The following is a 15318-nucleotide window of genomic DNA, read 5'->3' on the forward strand; positions in this document are numbered from 1 at the left end:
GCCGAGCCACCCCACACCCCCGGATCAACGGTCCCGGAGTGATCCAACCACCTCGAAGATCATTTCGTTAGGAGTTCTAAGAGCCTGTCGGGTGGCTGATCGTACGCGGTGTGTGATCGGTGCTCAGGGGGCATGGCGAAGGCCGGCCCTCAGGCGAGTACCTCGATCCACTGACGCTCGATCGGTGGGCGGCAACGCCGATTTCACCGAAGATCCCGGACCGTACTCCGGTCGTGCCGATGCCGTCGGTGATTTCGCGGACGTTGTCGTCGGCGGGCTGGTGGGCGGACCGCTTCCAGACTTCGTCGGCGAGTGGTTGCGCTCACCGCTGCCGAAGCAGTGCGGTGGCGTTGTGCTGAACCCGGCCCAGCAGCTGCCGGAGCATGGTGCGTTCGTCCACGGAGAGGTCCGCGAGGAGGCTCTGTTCGATCTGCTGGTGGATCGGCCAGAGGGCGGCCAGAGCCTGTTCGCCTGCCGGGGTGCAGGTGAAGGCGTCCCCGTCCGGGGTGAGCCAGCCGCGTTCTGTCAACGGGGCGATCAGGGCGTCCAGTTCGCCGGATCCCACGCCCAGGTCGCGGCGGAGTTCCGCGGCCGGAGTCCGCTTCTCGGCGGCGATCACCATCACGGCGATGAGCTGGGCGGAGGAGAGGCCGGCCGCCTCGCGCATGGCGTGGTCGAAGGCGTCCCTGATCAGCCGGCCGGTGAGCGAGATATCGCGGCCGAGGCTGCCGCGGATGCGTTCGGTGAGCATGGCGAGCACCATCCTGGTTCGCAGTTCGTACATCGAGATCCCGGCCGCCACCCCGACGTTGAGCGATTCCACTTGCCCGGCCATGGGAATGGCGACCAGCAGGTCGGCGGCATCCATGATCTCCTCGCTGACGCCGGCCGTCTCGCCGCCGACGACGAGCGCAACGGGGCGGCCGTCCAGTGGTGCGAGTCCCTGCACGTGGCTGCCCCGCGGGCTGGTGGCCACGATCTGAAACCCGGCCTCGCGCAGGCCCACCACCATTTGCCGGGGCGAGGAGAAGCGCCGGACACGGGCACCCAGGACCGAACCGCGCGAGGCATCGAGCACCCGTCGCGAGCTGAGGTCGGTGTCGGGATCCGTCAGCACGACATCGTCCACTCCGAGGGCGCGGGCGCTGCGCACGATGGTGCCCAGATTACCCGGGTCGGCCACGCCGTCGCAGACCAGCGCGAACTCGCCCCAGGGAAGGTGCGGGTCGACCGCGGCGGGCAGCGGTGCGACAGCCAGCCAGGAGACCGCGCGGGAGGCGCCGGCCACCTGCCGTAAGACCCCGTCGCGGACACGGTGGACGGCAACCGCCGCCCGGTGCAGGCTCTCGGCGAGCTCGTCGTCCTCCGTCGTATCGGCCCCTTGCGCGCGCAGCACCACGTCGAGCCGGGCTCCGGCCGCGCGAACCTGTTCGATCAGGGAACAGCCCTCAAGAACGCATCGCCCGGCGGCGATACGCTGAGTGCGGGTCTGCAGTGCGCGCGCCTGAGCGACCCGCGGATCCTTGACGGAGGTCACCACGTCTTCGGCCACCGGGCAATGGTCCCACTGTGATCGCGGATCAGATGACACGGGCGGCGTCCGCCGGGTTCGGTGCACGGTCGACTTTGTCGACGGCAGTGGGAACATGCGGACCTGCTGGTATCCCCATCGCCATGGTCACGGTGCCGTGGAGTACATCGCTCGCTTGCCGAAGCGCGCAGCTACGGCCCGGCACCGCCTCGTCCACGCCGACTGCCTCTGGCCGTCGCAATGATCACGTGGTGTGTGCCAGTGCAATAACTCCAGGGCCGTCAGCGGCTCATGCGATCCGTCCAGTCTGACCGATGCGATGTGGGAGGTCATCCAGCCTCTGCTTCCGGTACGCGACCTGCGTAAAGGCGGTGGCGTGCGCAAGTACGGGGACCGGCTGGTCCTCGACTCGATCCTCTACGTGCTGCGGTCGGGCTGCCAGTGGCGGATGCTCCCGCATGACCTGATGCCCTGGAACGCAGCGCACCGCTGGTTCACCAAATGGCGCAGGGACGGCACTTGGGACGGCATCCACGCCGCGTTGCGCCGACGGGTACGGGAGGACGCGGGGCGGGATCCCGCCCCCATTGGCCCGGCTCGCCGAGGGCTTCCGCACGGTTGCATTGGTGTGGGCTGATGGCGGCTATGCCAACTCCATTGATTCCAGACTCCTTTCCTGGGCCCGTGACACGTTGAGCATCGTCGTGGAGATCGTGAAGCGGACCGACGATGTCAAAGGCTTCAAGGTGCTGCCCCGCCGTTGGGTTGCCGAGCGGACGTTCGGCTGGCTGGTCCGCAACCGCCGTCCGGCCCGCGACTATGAACGGCTCACCACTACCTCGGAGGCCATGATCAAGGTAGCGATGATCCGGCTGATGCTCGTCCGTCTGGCGGGGCAGTCATCGCGCTGGAGCCACGATGACGACCGGAAAACCGCCCGGTCCGCGGACATCGAGGCCCTCATCGCAGCGTGATCAACCGGCCACCCGACAGACTCTACTCGTACTGGGCGCCTCGCTCGGTACCACATGGCACAGGTTGTAGATCGCGTCTCGTGGGTCCAGGTCAGGGGCGTAGGCGCAGGTCAGGGCCTTGTGGTCCAGGAGCGTCAATGCTGTTGGTGAGACGCGTGTGATACCGCGTGAGAGGTGAGGAACCCCTGTCGGCTTGTCGGCGGGGGTTCCTGCGTTCGGGGACGGGCCCGGTGGGCCGTCTTTTCCCGACACCGGCCGACCTCATTCGGATCCCGGCGCCCGGCAAGACAGCCGTCACCTATGCCGANTTCGGATCCCGGCGCCCGGCAAGACAGCCGTCACCTATGCCGAGCCTTCCAGACGGACGGGCCGGATGTCGCTTGGGGGAATCAGCGGGACGCTTGGTCGGCTACGCGGAGCGGGCGGAGCCGGGCGATGGCGGCCCGTTCCATGGCTCCCGCCTCGGTGGGAGCAGCGGTCAGGGTCTTGTCGGCCCATGAGGCGCGGCGCTTGGTACCAGCGGTGCGGACGTCGACGGGGAGGCAGACGAGGGCCATTTGCCACGGGGCACCGCCGTTCGCTGGTCGTTTGGGGGCGCCGATCCCGGCGGCTCTCTCGTCTGCGTCCGTTGTGCGCAACGTGCCACAACCGCGAGACAGTGAAGCGCCAGCCGGGGCGGTTGGGCGTTGTACGGGGCGGCTCTGCCGTTCGACCACGACTGTTGTATCAAGACCGGACCTGGGGTGAGGGGGCAGTGAGCGTTCGGCCTCGGATGGTCAGGGCGGAAACTTACGACTCGGTCCGCGATTGAGGTCAGGACGTGCTGGCCTGACAGGTCGGCTGGTGGATGATCAGCAGGCCGCCTGCCAGGCGAGCACCAGTTCGGCGCTCGGCTGCGGGTGGTCGGCCGACGGGCGGAGCGGTCCGAGACCGATGAAGCGATTGCACGATGGGCCTCGGCGCTCTGGTCGAGGAGCATCGCGGACCGCGTCGTAAAAGAGCGTTTTGTTCCGGTGGGAGTGTTTGATACCGACGTTTGTCGTGGCGAGCGCGTTCGAAGGGAGTCAGGCCCCCGAGGGGCGTACGGCCGACTGCGTGATCGTGGATGATCGGAAGCGCGTTCCTTACTGCCAGGGCGCTGAAGACGGCAGGTGCCTGGCAGGGACATACAGTCTGTTCCCTGCCGCTGGAGGGGGATAGCGATGAGCAAGCAGCGGTGGGTGGGAACGGTCCTGCTCAGCCTCAGCATGGGCCTCGTTTCCGGATGCTTGGGATCACCGGAACCGCAGGCGGAACACGTCACGCGCTCCGACCTGGTCGGTGAGTGGCACGCCGGCGGCATGTGTGATTCCTCGGTGAGGCTTGAGGAGGACGGCTCCGCACGGGTGTCGCGATGGCCGACAGCCCTGAACGACAAGGGCCGCATTGCTCAAAGGAAGAACGGCACGGGAACCTGGATGCTGGAAACATTCCAGGGCAAGCAGGAACTCAAGGTAAAGCTGGGTAAGACGTTCGAAACGGTGCTACTACGCCAGAGCGATGGCCGGCTCATGCTCCTGCAGATTCCGGGGGACGACCCGGACAACAGCATCGGCTGCCGCTTTATGCGCGTCCACGAACCCAGTTGAAAGAACGCTCAGCTCGTTGATTCGTAGGCGATTGCAGGCCACGTTCCGGCGCGCCGGCTCGTCAGCCGCAGACCCCCGCACTGGCACGGGGCCGCCGAACTGGCAGCTGAAGCCGTTGATTCGACCTGTGTTTCACAACCCCCACCTGATGCGGAGCAACGGATAGGGGCAAGGGCATGAGACAGCGAACCCGCGCGGGCTCGCCGTACGACGGACCCGCCCATTCCTCGCTGGTGAAGTCCGTTCAGCGCCGGGTACGGGAGCCGCGCCCGCCAAGAACGCCCTGCCCCCGCAGCGGGGGCCACCCCCCGCCGCTGCTGCACGGCCGGGCGTACGGAGCGCCGCTGCACCGCGGCCCGGCGTCCGGGCTTGGTCAGAGGTGGCGCACCCGCCCGGCGATCAGGTGCCCGGCGAGCAGATAGATCGCGGCAGGCAGACCGTAATTGAGGGCGACGCGCAGTCCTTCGGTATCCATGGTGAAGATGTCCCGCGCCCACCAGGCGAGCCAGTCCGCCACGCCCTTCACGAACTGGACGAAGACGCTGCCCTGGTTCGCGTCGAGCAGGTAGAGCAGGATCCAGAGCCCCAAGAACGTGGCGGCTATGTCGGCAATCGTATGGAGTGCCAGGGCCGCCCGCTTTGCGGCGGTGCCGCCACGGCCGCCGCTGTACTGATCATCTACGGGTAGAGATTCGCGTCTGTGGCTCATGGGAGTCGCAATCTGACGTACGGAGCGCCTCGGCAGCAGGGAAGAGCGAGCACAGCCAGGGTGGCCACCCCCCACAGGAGTCACCCTGGCCGTAATCGCCTACGGGGGCGAAAGCGCGCCCGTACGCAGTTCTGCGTCGCAGCATGCTGCCGCGTTACCCGACCAAGCGATACGTCCCATGTATGCAGACATATGCACTCTTGCAGCCGCCTGGTCGTGCGGGTGTGACAATCGATCAACCGGTGGCGCAGTAGAAGTAGCCGACTGGTCCTCGGCGCAGCGGACCCGACGGTTCCCCCCGTGCCGGCGGGTCCGCCACCCGGCGCGGGCGGCGCTACCAGTCCCGCCCGCGCCGGCTCCCTATCTCGCACAGAGTGGTGCGCTCTGTGCGCAGCGCGACCAACGTGCGTGAGGCATCGTGGCGCATCCTTGCGTGCCACAGATGTGCAGGAATGGTAGCCAAGAGTTTCGAAGATGTTACGGACCAGACATCGACAGCGTGCCTACTATGACCAACTTGTTCAGACGAGTTATTCGCACAAGTTCTCACCCCCCACGCGAATCCCCGTGTGTCCCCTGTGCCCTCTTGTGTACCCCTCTGGAGAGACCGTGACCGAGATCCTGCCGAGATCCGCCGTCCTTGCCGGCGGCCTCGTTGCCGCCATATTCGTCCTCAGCGCCTGTGGCGCGGGCCCCGACGCGTCGACCAACGCCGACGGAGAGAGCGCGGCCACCGCGATCGACGCCAAGGACTTCGGGGGCATGGACGCGCTCGTCAAGGCAGCCAAAGAGGAAGGCACGCTGCACGCCATCGCGCTCCCCCGCGACTGGGCCAATTACGGCGCGCTGATCGACGGCTTCGAGAAGAAGTACGGCATCAAGGTCGAGGTGGAGAACCCGGACGGCACCAGCCAGGACGAGATCAACGCCGTCACCTCCCGCAAGGGCAAGGACCGGGCGCCCGACGTCCTCGACCTCGGCAGCTCCTTCGCGTACAGCGCCGCCCAGCAGGGTCTGCTCGCGCAGTACATGGTCGCCGATTTCATTGACATCCCCGACGGCCAGAAGGACGCGATGAGCCGCTGGTACAACGGGTACGGCGGCTATATCTCCATCGGCTGCGATGCCAATCGCGTGAGGACCTGTCCGACCACCTTCAAGGATCTGCTCAAGCCGGAGTACAAGGGGCAGGTCGCGCTCAACGGCAACCCCAACAAGTCGGGTTCGGCCTTCGGCAGTGTGTACGCGGCCGCCCTCGCCAACGGCGGCTCCTTCGACTACATCCAGCCCGGCCTCGACTTCTTCGCCAAGCTCAAAAAGAACGGCAACTACACGCCCGTCCAGTCCACCTCGGCCACCATCATGAAGGGCCAGACGCCGATCGTCCTCGACTGGGACTACCTCAACGCCGGGTACACCGACGAGTTCAAGAGCAAGGGACTCGACTGGCAGGTCACGGTCCCAGAGGACGGCAAGTTCTCGCAGTACTACTCGCAGGCCATCAACGAGGACGCCCCGCACCCGGCGGCCGCCCGACTGTGGGAGGAGTACCTCTTCAGCGCCGAGGGCCAGAACCTCTGGCTCAAGGGCTACGCCCGCCCGGCCCTGATGGCCGCCATGGAGAAGGACGGCACGCTCGACAAGACCGCGGCCGCCAAGCTGCCGAAGGTCTCCGGCACGCCGAGAATCCCGACCGAGTCGCAGCTGGGCTATGCCAAGGATGACATTGCCCAGGGCTGGGGCAAGGCCGTCTCCAGGTAACTGCGACTCTCACCAGGGCCGACGCGGTCCCGCCGTTTCTTCGGAGCGGCGGCGCCGCGCGGCCGGCTGGTGCTCGCGAATCTCGGCGGCGTCCCGCTGGCCTTCGCCTTCGTCGGCCCCCTCGGCAACGCCGGTGTCCTGACCACCCACCTGGGGGGCAGTGATCGGTACCGAGGTGTTCTTGGCCACCGCGGCCGGATACCGCGAACTGCTGGAGTGGGCCAGGGGGCTGGGCGGGGTGCGGCGGGCCGGAGTGGAGGGGACCGGCTCGTTCGGGGCGGCTCTGTCCCGCTACCTTGAACGCCGCATCAAGGAGGGCAAGACCCGACTCGATGTCGTCCGATGTGGCTCTATCGAGCAGTAGTGGGTTCTGGCACAGATCTTGGGGAGCGGTCGCGGAGGGTGACCTCAGTGTTCGATTGCGATACACCAATCGAGTGTGAGACCGCGTACGCCGTGCTGCCGAACAGCAAATGGTGACGCTCCGTCAGGTAGCTGTACGTCTCCGCCGTTCGGGGCCGCGCCCGGAGACGGTGCTGGTCATGCAGGCCGACGCATCGTTCTGGGACTCGCTGGTGTTCGACGGGATCGACGACCTGGCCATCGAGGCGGTGACGGCCGCTTTCGGCACGGTCGATGTGGCGGCAAGAGGCCGGGCGGCCGGGGCGGCCTGCCCGGACTGCAGGCGCTTCTCGGACCGGGTGCATGACTCCTACCAGCGCAGACTCAGAGATCTCCCACTCGGCGAGTTCCGCGTCGTGATCCTGTTGACGGTCCGGCGTTTCATCTGTGGCTCGGCGGACTGCCCACGCCGGACGTTCGCCGAGCCGTTTGCACAGTTGACCACCCCGTACGCGCGCTTCACCAGCCGACTCAACCGCGCCTTGGAGCGCATCGGGCTGGCACTGGCCGGACGGGCTGGCTCCCGGCTGGCTGCCCAACTGGGCTTTGATGCAGGGAGGATGACCTTGCTGCGCCGGGTCATGGCGTTGCCGGATCCGCAGCCCAGCACGCCGCGGGTGCTGGGCGTTGACGATTTCGCCACCCGACGCGGACAGCCGTACGCCACTGTGATCACGGACGGCGAACGCCACCACCCGATCGATGTCCTGCCCGGACGTGCAGCGGCACCGCTCGCCGCGTGGCTCACCGCGCACCCCGGCGTGGAGATCATCTGCCGGGACCGGGCAGGCGCATACGCTGAAGGGGCCCGGCTCGGTGCCCCTGACGCTCTCCAGGTCGCCGACCGGTTCCACCTGTGACAGGGCCTCGGCCGGGCGGTGGAGACCTGTGTCGCCGCCCACCGTGACTACCTGCGGGCCCCGCCGCTGGAACCCAAGCCGTCGTCCGCCGACATGCTGTGGGAACCGGCGCGCTCGGGCACCGCCCTGCCACAGAACGACTCGGGCCGCGGGGTCCCAGATCCTTCGGGGCCGCGGGCCCAGCGCAAGAAGGCCGCGCATGCCCAGGTCCACGAGCTGCTCGCGCAGGGCCACTCGCGCCGGGCGATCGCCCGACACCTGGGCTGGGGCCTCAGCACCGTGCTGCGCTATGCGAGCGCGACCCGCTGGCAGGACACCATCGGCGAAGGCCGGCCCCGGCCCAGCCGGCTCGATCCGTACAAGTCCTACCTGGAGCGGCGATTCGCCGAAGGGTGCACGAGTGTCACCCGGCTGCACCGTGAACTGCTCGCCGAGAATGCTGCCGTCACCTACGGCATGGTCCGCGCTCATATCGCCGCCCTGCGTGCCTCTCCGCCCGAAGCACCGCCTCCACCACCGACGGTGCGGCAGGTGACTGGCCGGCTCACCCGCCATCCCACGTCCTTGAGTGACGACGACCGCACAGCCTTGAAGGCCGTCCTGGCCCACTGCCCCGAGTTGGACACGGCCGCCGAGCGCATCCGCGGCTTCGGCGAGATACTCACCGACCGCCTCGGCGCCATGCTCCCCAGCTGGATCGACGCTGTCGAAGCCAGCCAACTGCCCGGCCTCACCGGCTTCGCATGCCACCTGCGCCGCGACTTCGACGCCGTGACAGCCGGCCTCACCCTGCACTGGAGCTCCGGTGGCACAGAAGGTGCCGTGAACCGCATCAAGAAGATCAAAAGGCAGCTCTACGGACACGCCGGATTCGAACTACTTCGCAAGATGATTCTGCTTCAGTGACCGATCGTGACGGCTCCCCGCGATCAATGCCAGACTCCGCTGAAACGGGGACTTTCCAGGCTGTGGCCACGGCTCGATGCGAGTGCCTGAACGGTGCCTGCGGCAGCTGCGAGAGGAACAGAGCAGTGTTGCCATCACCTCCAATGAAAGCTTTTTGCGCGTGCCGCCGTCCGGATGATGAGGTGGCACGATGACCAATCACGATGAGGTGGCGGCTGTCCGACCGTTGACACTGGCTTGGGTGAGCCAGCACCTGGAGGCCGGCGAACGGATCGTCAGAACCGAGGCGCTGCATGGCGGCATCACTGCCGAAATGCGGAGGCTGACCATCGGCACGCGGGACGGAGGAACCCGTCACCTGGTGCTGCGGAGTTTCGTCGACCCGTTCTACGTGGGGCACGCCGAGGACTGGCTGAACAGGGAGGCCGGCGCCCTGACCCTGCTCGCGGGGACCGGCGTGCCGGCTCCTGGACTGGTCGCGGTTGACGCTACCGCCGCGCATTGCGAGTATCCGTCGCTCCTGATGACGCATCTGGGGGGCCGGACGGTCTTCGACGATGAGGGATTGGAGACACGCGTTCCTCTGCTGGCCCGTCAACTCGTAGCAATCCATGCGTTGCGACCCGTCGACCGGCCCAGGGAGTATGTGGCGTTGACGACCGCCGACACCGTCGTGACTCCAAAGGGCGCCGACGCGGCGGTATGGGCCGCGGCGATCGACGTGATCCGGGGGCCCGCGCCGCCCTATGAAGGGCGATTCCTGCACCGGGACTTCCAACCCGGCAACGTGCTGTTCGACGTGCCGCCGCCAGGGTCGGCAGATGCCCGGATCACCGGCGTCGTTGACTGGGCAGCGACCTCCTGGGGCCCGGCGGATCTCGATGTGGCGCACTGCTCGACCAATCTCGCGCTGCTGCACGGCCCGGCGTGGGGTCTGCGGTTCGCTGAGGCGTATGAGGAGGCCGGCGGGGTGCTGGCCGCGGCCGCGAGCGAGCGGCTGTACTGGCGGGTGCGGGACGGGCTGGCATGCTCAGAAGAAGTGCAGCAGGTGGCGCAGTCATGGCGGAAGGCAGGGAGAACAGAGCTGACGACGCGGGCTGTGGAGGAGCGGCTGGATGCCTATGTCACCGCCGTGATGGACGCGCTGGGCTGAGCCGAAGCAGCCCGGGGCGTGGGCCGGCGGTGAGCGCCAGGTCCGGCTGAGCCGATCGCACACCCGCACCGGGGCACCCCCGAGTACGGCCGACAGCTCTGCGACGCCTCCAAAACGAACGGCAATATCACTCGCCGTAACAGCTCCCCAAGATCTGTGCCAGAGCCCATTTCTCGTGAACATTCACCGCCTTGCAGATCGTCCATCGCCTTCCAAACCGATGGAAAAACGCTGCTGCTTGATGTGAACGAAGCCATCCGATGCCTCAAATGTACGCTGCGCGGGAGGTCTTCCACCTGGTCAGACCCACACAGTCATGCCCCCGTCATAGGGGCAGTTGAGAGGTGAGGAACCTCCGCCGGCCTGATCCGGCGGGGGTTTCGCGTGTGACGGCGGGGTCGCGCTGTGCGGTGTTCGGCGGGGCCCGGTTGTCCTCAGGCTCGCCGCTTCCGACCGGCGCCTCTCACCTGTCCTGCCGCACCAAAATGCCGAAGAACGGGGCGTCGTGCAGGACCTGGACGTGCCGGCGGTTACCGACCACGGCCACCCGGCAATCCGGACCGACCGTCGAGGCGGTAGCGGGCCTTGTGACGTCGCCATGGGTGGAGAACCCATCTGGGTAACCGTGAGTCGTCCGTTAACGACGCCGCGATCAGGAAGTGGCAGTGACCGTAGCGGTTAGCCCATAGTCCAGCTCTGCACCATCGACGAGCACCGCCTCGACCGTGCGCGTACTGGGGTCGATGTCGGCCACGATCCCGTGTCCGGCGTAGCGGGGGTAGCCCGAGGCGCCCGTCTCGCCTGTCGCCTCGACGACCGCCGATCGGACGGCTGAGTCCTCCACGGAGGCACCGCCTCTGTCCTCAACGTGTTCGGGGACCAACAAGATCGTGAAGCGCTGCGGCTCTGTAGTCACGCTCCGATATTTAAGTGCCTGTGCCACCAGCCGTGGGACAGGCGCGCGGGATCGCAGTTGCGTATGCGGGCGTTCCCGGAGATCTGCCGTCGGGGAATCAGGGCTGATCCCGCGCGCGGGCAGCCCCTGCATGTCAGGCAGTCGAAGAGGTCGGCCCGGAAGTGTCACGCCACGGCGAACGCTTCCCGCCGGACGCCAGTTTGCAGCAGACTCATTCCCCCACGGCCTTCGCGCTGGTCATGTGCCTCTTTGGTCGGAGCGCAGGATCAGACGAAGGCCGTGTTCACGTCCTTGGAATCCTCGTACGGGCGATCAGGTTCGGGGAATCATTCGAGGTCAGACTATGAAGAACAAGCTCAGCGCATCCACTCCGAGTAGAAGTTGGGGAGGCCGGGCTGGGGGTCGCTGACGCAGGTGGCCTCGTGGTACTTGGGGTTCTGTGACAGGTCACTCTGCATCTGGTCATAGCACTTCTGCCAGGAGTCGAACGACTCGCCACCGACCGGCTGCCAGCCGTCACCGGGCGGAGGGCCGGCGGCGAAAGCGGCCGCGGCGGTCAGCGGCACAGTGACCGCCGCGGCCCCCACGGCGAGACCGAGAGCGATATGAGTGCGCCAGGACTTCATGAACTCCGCCATCGTGTCTTCAGATCTCTCTACGCACAGCTCTCCTGGAGAGACGCCGCGGCCAAAGCCGCCTGCGCTGTGCGTCGTTCACCAGGTTTGATGCGAAGGCGGCAGCCCTCCCCGCAGGTTTCAGCCCTTGCGGGGATAGAAACCGCCGCCGGCGTCACCGTGGGCCGTGCAGTCCATGTCGCGGTAGCGGTCGACGAAGGTGCCGGTGAGGCCGGTGAACGCGTCGTACGTGTGGTCCAGGGGCAGGTCTTTACTCACCCTGAACCGCAGCTGCACGTGGACGGACTCGCGGGGCTTCAGCGTCTTCGGGCCGGGGATAGTGCCGCGGGCGTTTCCATCGGCCTGGCGCAGCGTCTTCCAGGCGCGCTGCGAGGTGTCCCAGTACTGCAGATCGCCGTACGGGCTCAGGTCGCGCTCGCCCTCGTTGTAGACATAACTGCCCAGCTTGGCGCTGAGTTCGAACGACTTCAGCTCCTTCGCCGAGGCGTTGGTGAGCGTGGCGGTGTAGGTCGTCCAGTGAGTGCCGAGAGTGATCGACTTGGGTATGCCGAACGAGCGGCCCACGAAGGTGTTGTTGTGGTACTGCCCGTAGGCGGTGTCGAGGTCGTAGCACGTCGGGATTTCCGCGGCAGGGGCCGCCTGGGAGGCGGGCGCGGCGGCCACCGCCGTGGAGAGCAGGGCGGCCGTCGCGGTCGAGACCGACAGGGCGCGGCGCAGTTTCATGAAGATCTCTTTCCCGGTTCTTGGACCCTTGGAGTCTTTGTTTCCAGTGTCATTGAGTTCCAAGGCCATGGATCCTTGGGTTATCAGGTACTTAGAGAAATGGTTGGGCTTACGCGGTGAGGTCCGTGGCGCCCGGACCGGCCACGCCCTTCCGGCGGCGCACGCCGATGACCGCACCCGCGCCGACCACCATCGCGGCTCCGCCGGCGAGAGCGATCGCCGGGAGCGCGGACGAGGAGCCGGTCGCGGCGAGGTGGGCGCCGCCCTGCGGGCTGAGGCCACCGGTGGAATCGGAACCACCCGTACCGCCGCCGGACACGGCGCTCTGGCTGGGCTCGGCCGTGCCACCGGGCTTGCCCGGCTCACCCGGCTTGGTGGTCGGGGGCTGCGTCGGCTTCGCGCTCGCGGGGAGGATGGTGAAGTCGTACCAGGCTTCCTTGGCCGAACCACAGGAATCGTTGCGGTTGCGGTAGTCGCCGGCGGCGAGCGCGTACCCGGCGCCGGGCTTGGCGTCCTTGACCACGCGGGTGCGCAGTTGGAGCGTGATGGTGCTGCGCGGACCGACGGCAAAGAAGCCGAACAGGTCGTCGGGCGCCGCGTCATGGAAGGTCTTCCACCGCCCCGTCTTGGCGTCGCGGTACTCGGTCTCCAGCTCCCAGTACGGCCGGTCGACATCTTCGGCGGAGGACACGAGCAGGAAGGGCTGGACCTCCCCCAGGGGCTTGCCGGTGGTGTTGGTGAGCGTCATGGAGAAGGGGGTCCAGGCGCCGCCCGCAGTCAGCTGGGGCGGCAGCCCGTGGACGGCCACGTGCAACTGGTCGGACTCGAACGCGCAGGACTGACCCGCACCATCGGAATCACCGGCGTCCTTGCCTCCACCGGTGGCACCACCCGCGCCGGTGGTCCCCTCAGTGGTCCCTTCGGCGGTCCCGGCGGCTTTCGGCGGCTTCCCTGGGGCGGGACGGGCGGCCCCGTCGCGGTCCTGGGATGCCGAGCCACCGGCAGCGGCTTCGCCCGGGCGCCGCGGCTCGTCCGGGTTACCCGTTCCGCCGCCGCTCGTTGCGGAATCCGCCGGCATGTCCGCCGGTGTTGCGGCATCGGGGGAGTCGGGAGAGGCGGGCGTGCGGGGACCGGCCTCGGACACCGGCTCCGTTGCGAACGCGGCGGCGGGCGCGGCCAGTACGGCGGCGGGCGCTAACACGGCAGCCGCTGTGGCGGCCGTCAGGGCGCGGCGAATCTTCGTACAGCAGACCTCTCGGATCCCAAGTGCCGCCTGGGCAGCACAGGTTGACGTTCGTCATTGTCAGGCCGTGCATGACGCATGGTGTGCGTGAGTGCGCAGATCGCTTCCGTCGCTGTGGCGGTGGAGCTGCCCCGCCGGAGGTGGCTGCACCGCCGCAGCCGGGCGGGTCTTTACTTGTGGGCGCTGATCACACCGCCGGCGCTGAGCACGATGTACACGCCGTTGGCGTCGACCCCCACGTCGTGCCCCTTCGTCTCCAGCGTGGCGGCCACGCCCTCGAAGCCGATGATCTGTGCGCGGTACCGCAGCTCGCCGACCTTCGTGACCTTGGCCTTCCAGTCGCCCGCGAGCTTGAAAGTGCCCGGTCCCTGGTGCTCGCCGCCCATCCAGGAGTGGACCTCGCCGCCCATCGTGAGCACGACGTACATGCCGTTGGCATCGAGCCCGGCGTCGGCGTCCTGCCCCGTCGTCTCCATCGTGGCCACGACCGAACCGTCGCTGACGATCTCGGCGCGGTAGCGCTGGGAGCCGAGGTCGTAGATCTTGGCCGTGCTGCCGTCCACCAGGGTCTGGGTGCGGACCGGGGATCCCGTCTTGGCCCTGGCGGACTGCGCGCCGCCCGACTGCTTGCCCGCAGCGACCGACTTGGTGCCGATCTTGTCATCGGGGCTCGCCTTGCCATCAGAGCTCTGAATTCCGGACCAGCCCGAGGCGGTGGACTTGGCGGCGGCCGAGCTCGTGCTCGTGTGGCCCGCGGACTTCGCGTCGGCGGCGTCCGAGCCGGAGCAGGCGGTCAGGGTGAGGCCGGCGGCTGCGGTCAGGGCCGCGACGGCAATGCGCAGGGTGCGGCGACGGGCGGTGCGGGCAGTGGTGCTGGAGCTCATTTCAGGTCCCCCGGGGGCAGTCGGTGTCGTTGTCTCTCGGTACGTCACCCACTCTGGTCTGGGCCACTATCGAGAAGCTGCCGCTCCGCTAACAACCGGCTAACACGGGTGTGAGTAGGGGAAGAAGCCACGCGAACCATCGGACACGTCCTAGAGGTGACGCCCGGCATGCGCGCGGGCAAGTCGCGGTTGCAGGCCGCTCGCGCGTGGATGGGCGGGTACTCCCCGGCGGTTCCGTCGCAAACTCAACTGGACGGCGTGACCGGGGACCACATGCCGAGCCACTGCTCGGCGCCCCAGGCCTCGAACCGCTCTACCTCAGTGAATCCCAACTTCGCCGCGAGACGCATCGAGCCGACGTTGGCGGTCTGGGTGGTGAGCACCACCGGCTCACCGGGAAGCGCGCCGGCGAGCCAGCCGAGCGCCGCCGCGCACGCCTCGGCGGCGTACCCGAATCCCCACGCCCGCGGCAGGAACAGGTAACCAAGATCGGCCTTCCCCGCGGCAGCCGGGCGACGGTGCCCCGTTGCTCTCCTGAGCAGGATCTGGCCGATCATCGCCCCGTCGAGATCAACGACGAAACTCCCCGGCCACCGCTCGGGCGCCCCGGACATCTCGCGCTCAAGCTCGTCACGCGGCCGGGGGCCGCCGAGGTAGGTGTGCACCTCTGGCGACGCCAGCAGCTCGATGAACGCCGCACGGTCCCGGGTCTCAGGCTCACGGAGCACGAGCCTCTCGGTCCTGATCGGCTCAGGCGGCCAAGCCACGGGTCCCAGATCTTCCATCCGCGCACGCTAACAGGTGGTCAAACCAACCGAACGGGAAACGTTTAACTCCACCTAGATCCAAACTCCAAACAGCCCTAGGTGTTCTGTCTCGGAAGGTTGTGGACGGGTGATGCAGGTCTCGACTGAGGGATCTTGAACGGGTGAGGGCCTTGCGGGTTCGGTGTGGATTGCGACGTCTACACCGACCGAAAGGCCCTCGTGCCCC

Annotated in this window: 13 protein-coding genes and 3 pseudogenes; 8 read left to right on the plus strand and 8 right to left on the minus strand. The window is 67.7% G+C overall.

Going from position 1 to position 15318, the window contains the following annotated elements; translation table 11 throughout:
• Positions 1-322 precede the first annotated feature (322 nt).
• Complete coding sequence (locus DY245_RS21085) at positions 323-1552, minus strand: TrmH family RNA methyltransferase (RefSeq protein ID WP_181923791.1); 1230 nt, start codon at positions 1550-1552, stop codon at positions 323-325.
• 298 nt (positions 1553-1850) lie between these two features.
• Here DY245_RS21085 and DY245_RS21090 point away from each other — a divergent pair.
• Together DY245_RS21090 and DY245_RS21095 are read left to right on the plus strand one after the other, a co-directional pair.
• A pseudogene (locus DY245_RS21090) lies at positions 1851-2424 on the plus strand (transposase); the annotation flags it as partial.
• Positions 2425-3707: 1283 nt separating this feature from the next.
• Positions 3708-4133: a hypothetical protein gene (locus DY245_RS21095; protein WP_128508809.1), complete on the plus strand. Its 426-nt coding sequence runs from the start codon at positions 3708-3710 to the stop codon at positions 4131-4133.
• Positions 4134-4506: 373 nt separating this feature from the next.
• Here DY245_RS21095 and DY245_RS46515 read toward each other — a convergent pair whose 3' ends face one another.
• Positions 4507-4842 carry a hypothetical protein gene (locus DY245_RS46515; protein ID WP_244943171.1) on the minus strand — a complete coding sequence of 112 codons (336 nt, stop codon included), beginning with the start codon at positions 4840-4842 and terminating at the stop codon, positions 4507-4509.
• A gap of 609 nt (positions 4843-5451) precedes the next feature.
• Here DY245_RS46515 and DY245_RS21105 point away from each other — a divergent pair.
• The 6 genes and pseudogenes from DY245_RS21105 (at position 5452) to DY245_RS21125 (ending at position 9924) form a co-directional block, all read left to right on the plus strand.
• A complete protein-coding gene (locus DY245_RS21105; RefSeq protein WP_128508810.1) occupies positions 5452-6603 on the plus strand; it encodes an ABC transporter substrate-binding protein in 1152 nt (383 codons plus the stop codon).
• A gap of 69 nt (positions 6604-6672) precedes the next feature.
• Positions 6673-6771: pseudogene (locus DY245_RS46520) on the plus strand (ABC transporter permease); the annotation flags it as partial.
• Positions 6758-6901, plus strand: a pseudogene (locus DY245_RS48345) (IS110 family transposase); the annotation flags it as partial. The pseudogenes DY245_RS46520 and DY245_RS48345, both read left to right, overlap by 14 nt.
• 244 nt (positions 6902-7145) lie before the next feature.
• Positions 7146-7865 (plus strand): ISL3 family transposase, encoded by a 720-nt coding sequence (locus tag DY245_RS46530; RefSeq protein WP_244943172.1) that lies wholly within the window; start codon positions 7146-7148, stop codon positions 7863-7865.
• A gap of 18 nt (positions 7866-7883) precedes the next feature.
• Positions 7884-8771, plus strand: coding sequence for a transposase (locus tag DY245_RS46535; protein ID WP_244943173.1), 888 nt, complete (start codon positions 7884-7886; stop codon positions 8769-8771).
• A gap of 190 nt (positions 8772-8961) precedes the next feature.
• On the plus strand, positions 8962-9924 hold the full coding sequence (locus DY245_RS21125; RefSeq protein WP_128508811.1) for a phosphotransferase family protein: 963 nt from the start codon (positions 8962-8964) through the stop codon (positions 9922-9924).
• A gap of 652 nt (positions 9925-10576) precedes the next feature.
• Here DY245_RS21125 and DY245_RS21130 read toward each other — a convergent pair.
• From DY245_RS21130 to DY245_RS21155, 6 genes are all read right to left on the minus strand, one after another.
• The gene (locus tag DY245_RS21130; protein ID WP_128508812.1) at positions 10577-10840 is read right to left on the minus strand and encodes a hypothetical protein; all 264 of its coding nucleotides are present in this window, start codon (positions 10838-10840) and stop codon (positions 10577-10579) included.
• Between the two features lie 356 nt (positions 10841-11196).
• Positions 11197-11478 carry a hypothetical protein gene (locus DY245_RS21135; protein ID WP_128508813.1) on the minus strand — a complete coding sequence of 94 codons (282 nt, stop codon included), beginning with the start codon at positions 11476-11478 and terminating at the stop codon, positions 11197-11199.
• A gap of 117 nt (positions 11479-11595) precedes the next feature.
• Positions 11596-12198 (minus strand): hypothetical protein, encoded by a 603-nt coding sequence (locus DY245_RS21140; protein WP_128508814.1) that lies wholly within the window; start codon positions 12196-12198, stop codon positions 11596-11598.
• Between the two features lie 109 nt (positions 12199-12307).
• Positions 12308-13399: an LPXTG cell wall anchor domain-containing protein gene (locus DY245_RS21145; protein ID WP_244943174.1), complete on the minus strand. Its 1092-nt coding sequence runs from the start codon at positions 13397-13399 to the stop codon at positions 12308-12310.
• Positions 13400-13611: 212 nt separating this feature from the next.
• On the minus strand, positions 13612-14325 hold the full coding sequence (locus tag DY245_RS21150; RefSeq protein WP_128508816.1) for a hypothetical protein: 714 nt from the start codon (positions 14323-14325) through the stop codon (positions 13612-13614).
• Positions 14326-14570: 245 nt separating this feature from the next.
• A complete protein-coding gene (locus DY245_RS21155; protein WP_128508817.1) occupies positions 14571-15110 on the minus strand; it encodes a GNAT family N-acetyltransferase in 540 nt (179 codons plus the stop codon).
• Positions 15111-15318: the final 208 nt, after the last annotated feature.

Source organism: Streptomyces inhibens (genome assembly GCF_003389455.1).
GTDB classification, from domain to species: domain Bacteria; phylum Actinomycetota; class Actinomycetes; order Streptomycetales; family Streptomycetaceae; genus Streptomyces; species Streptomyces inhibens.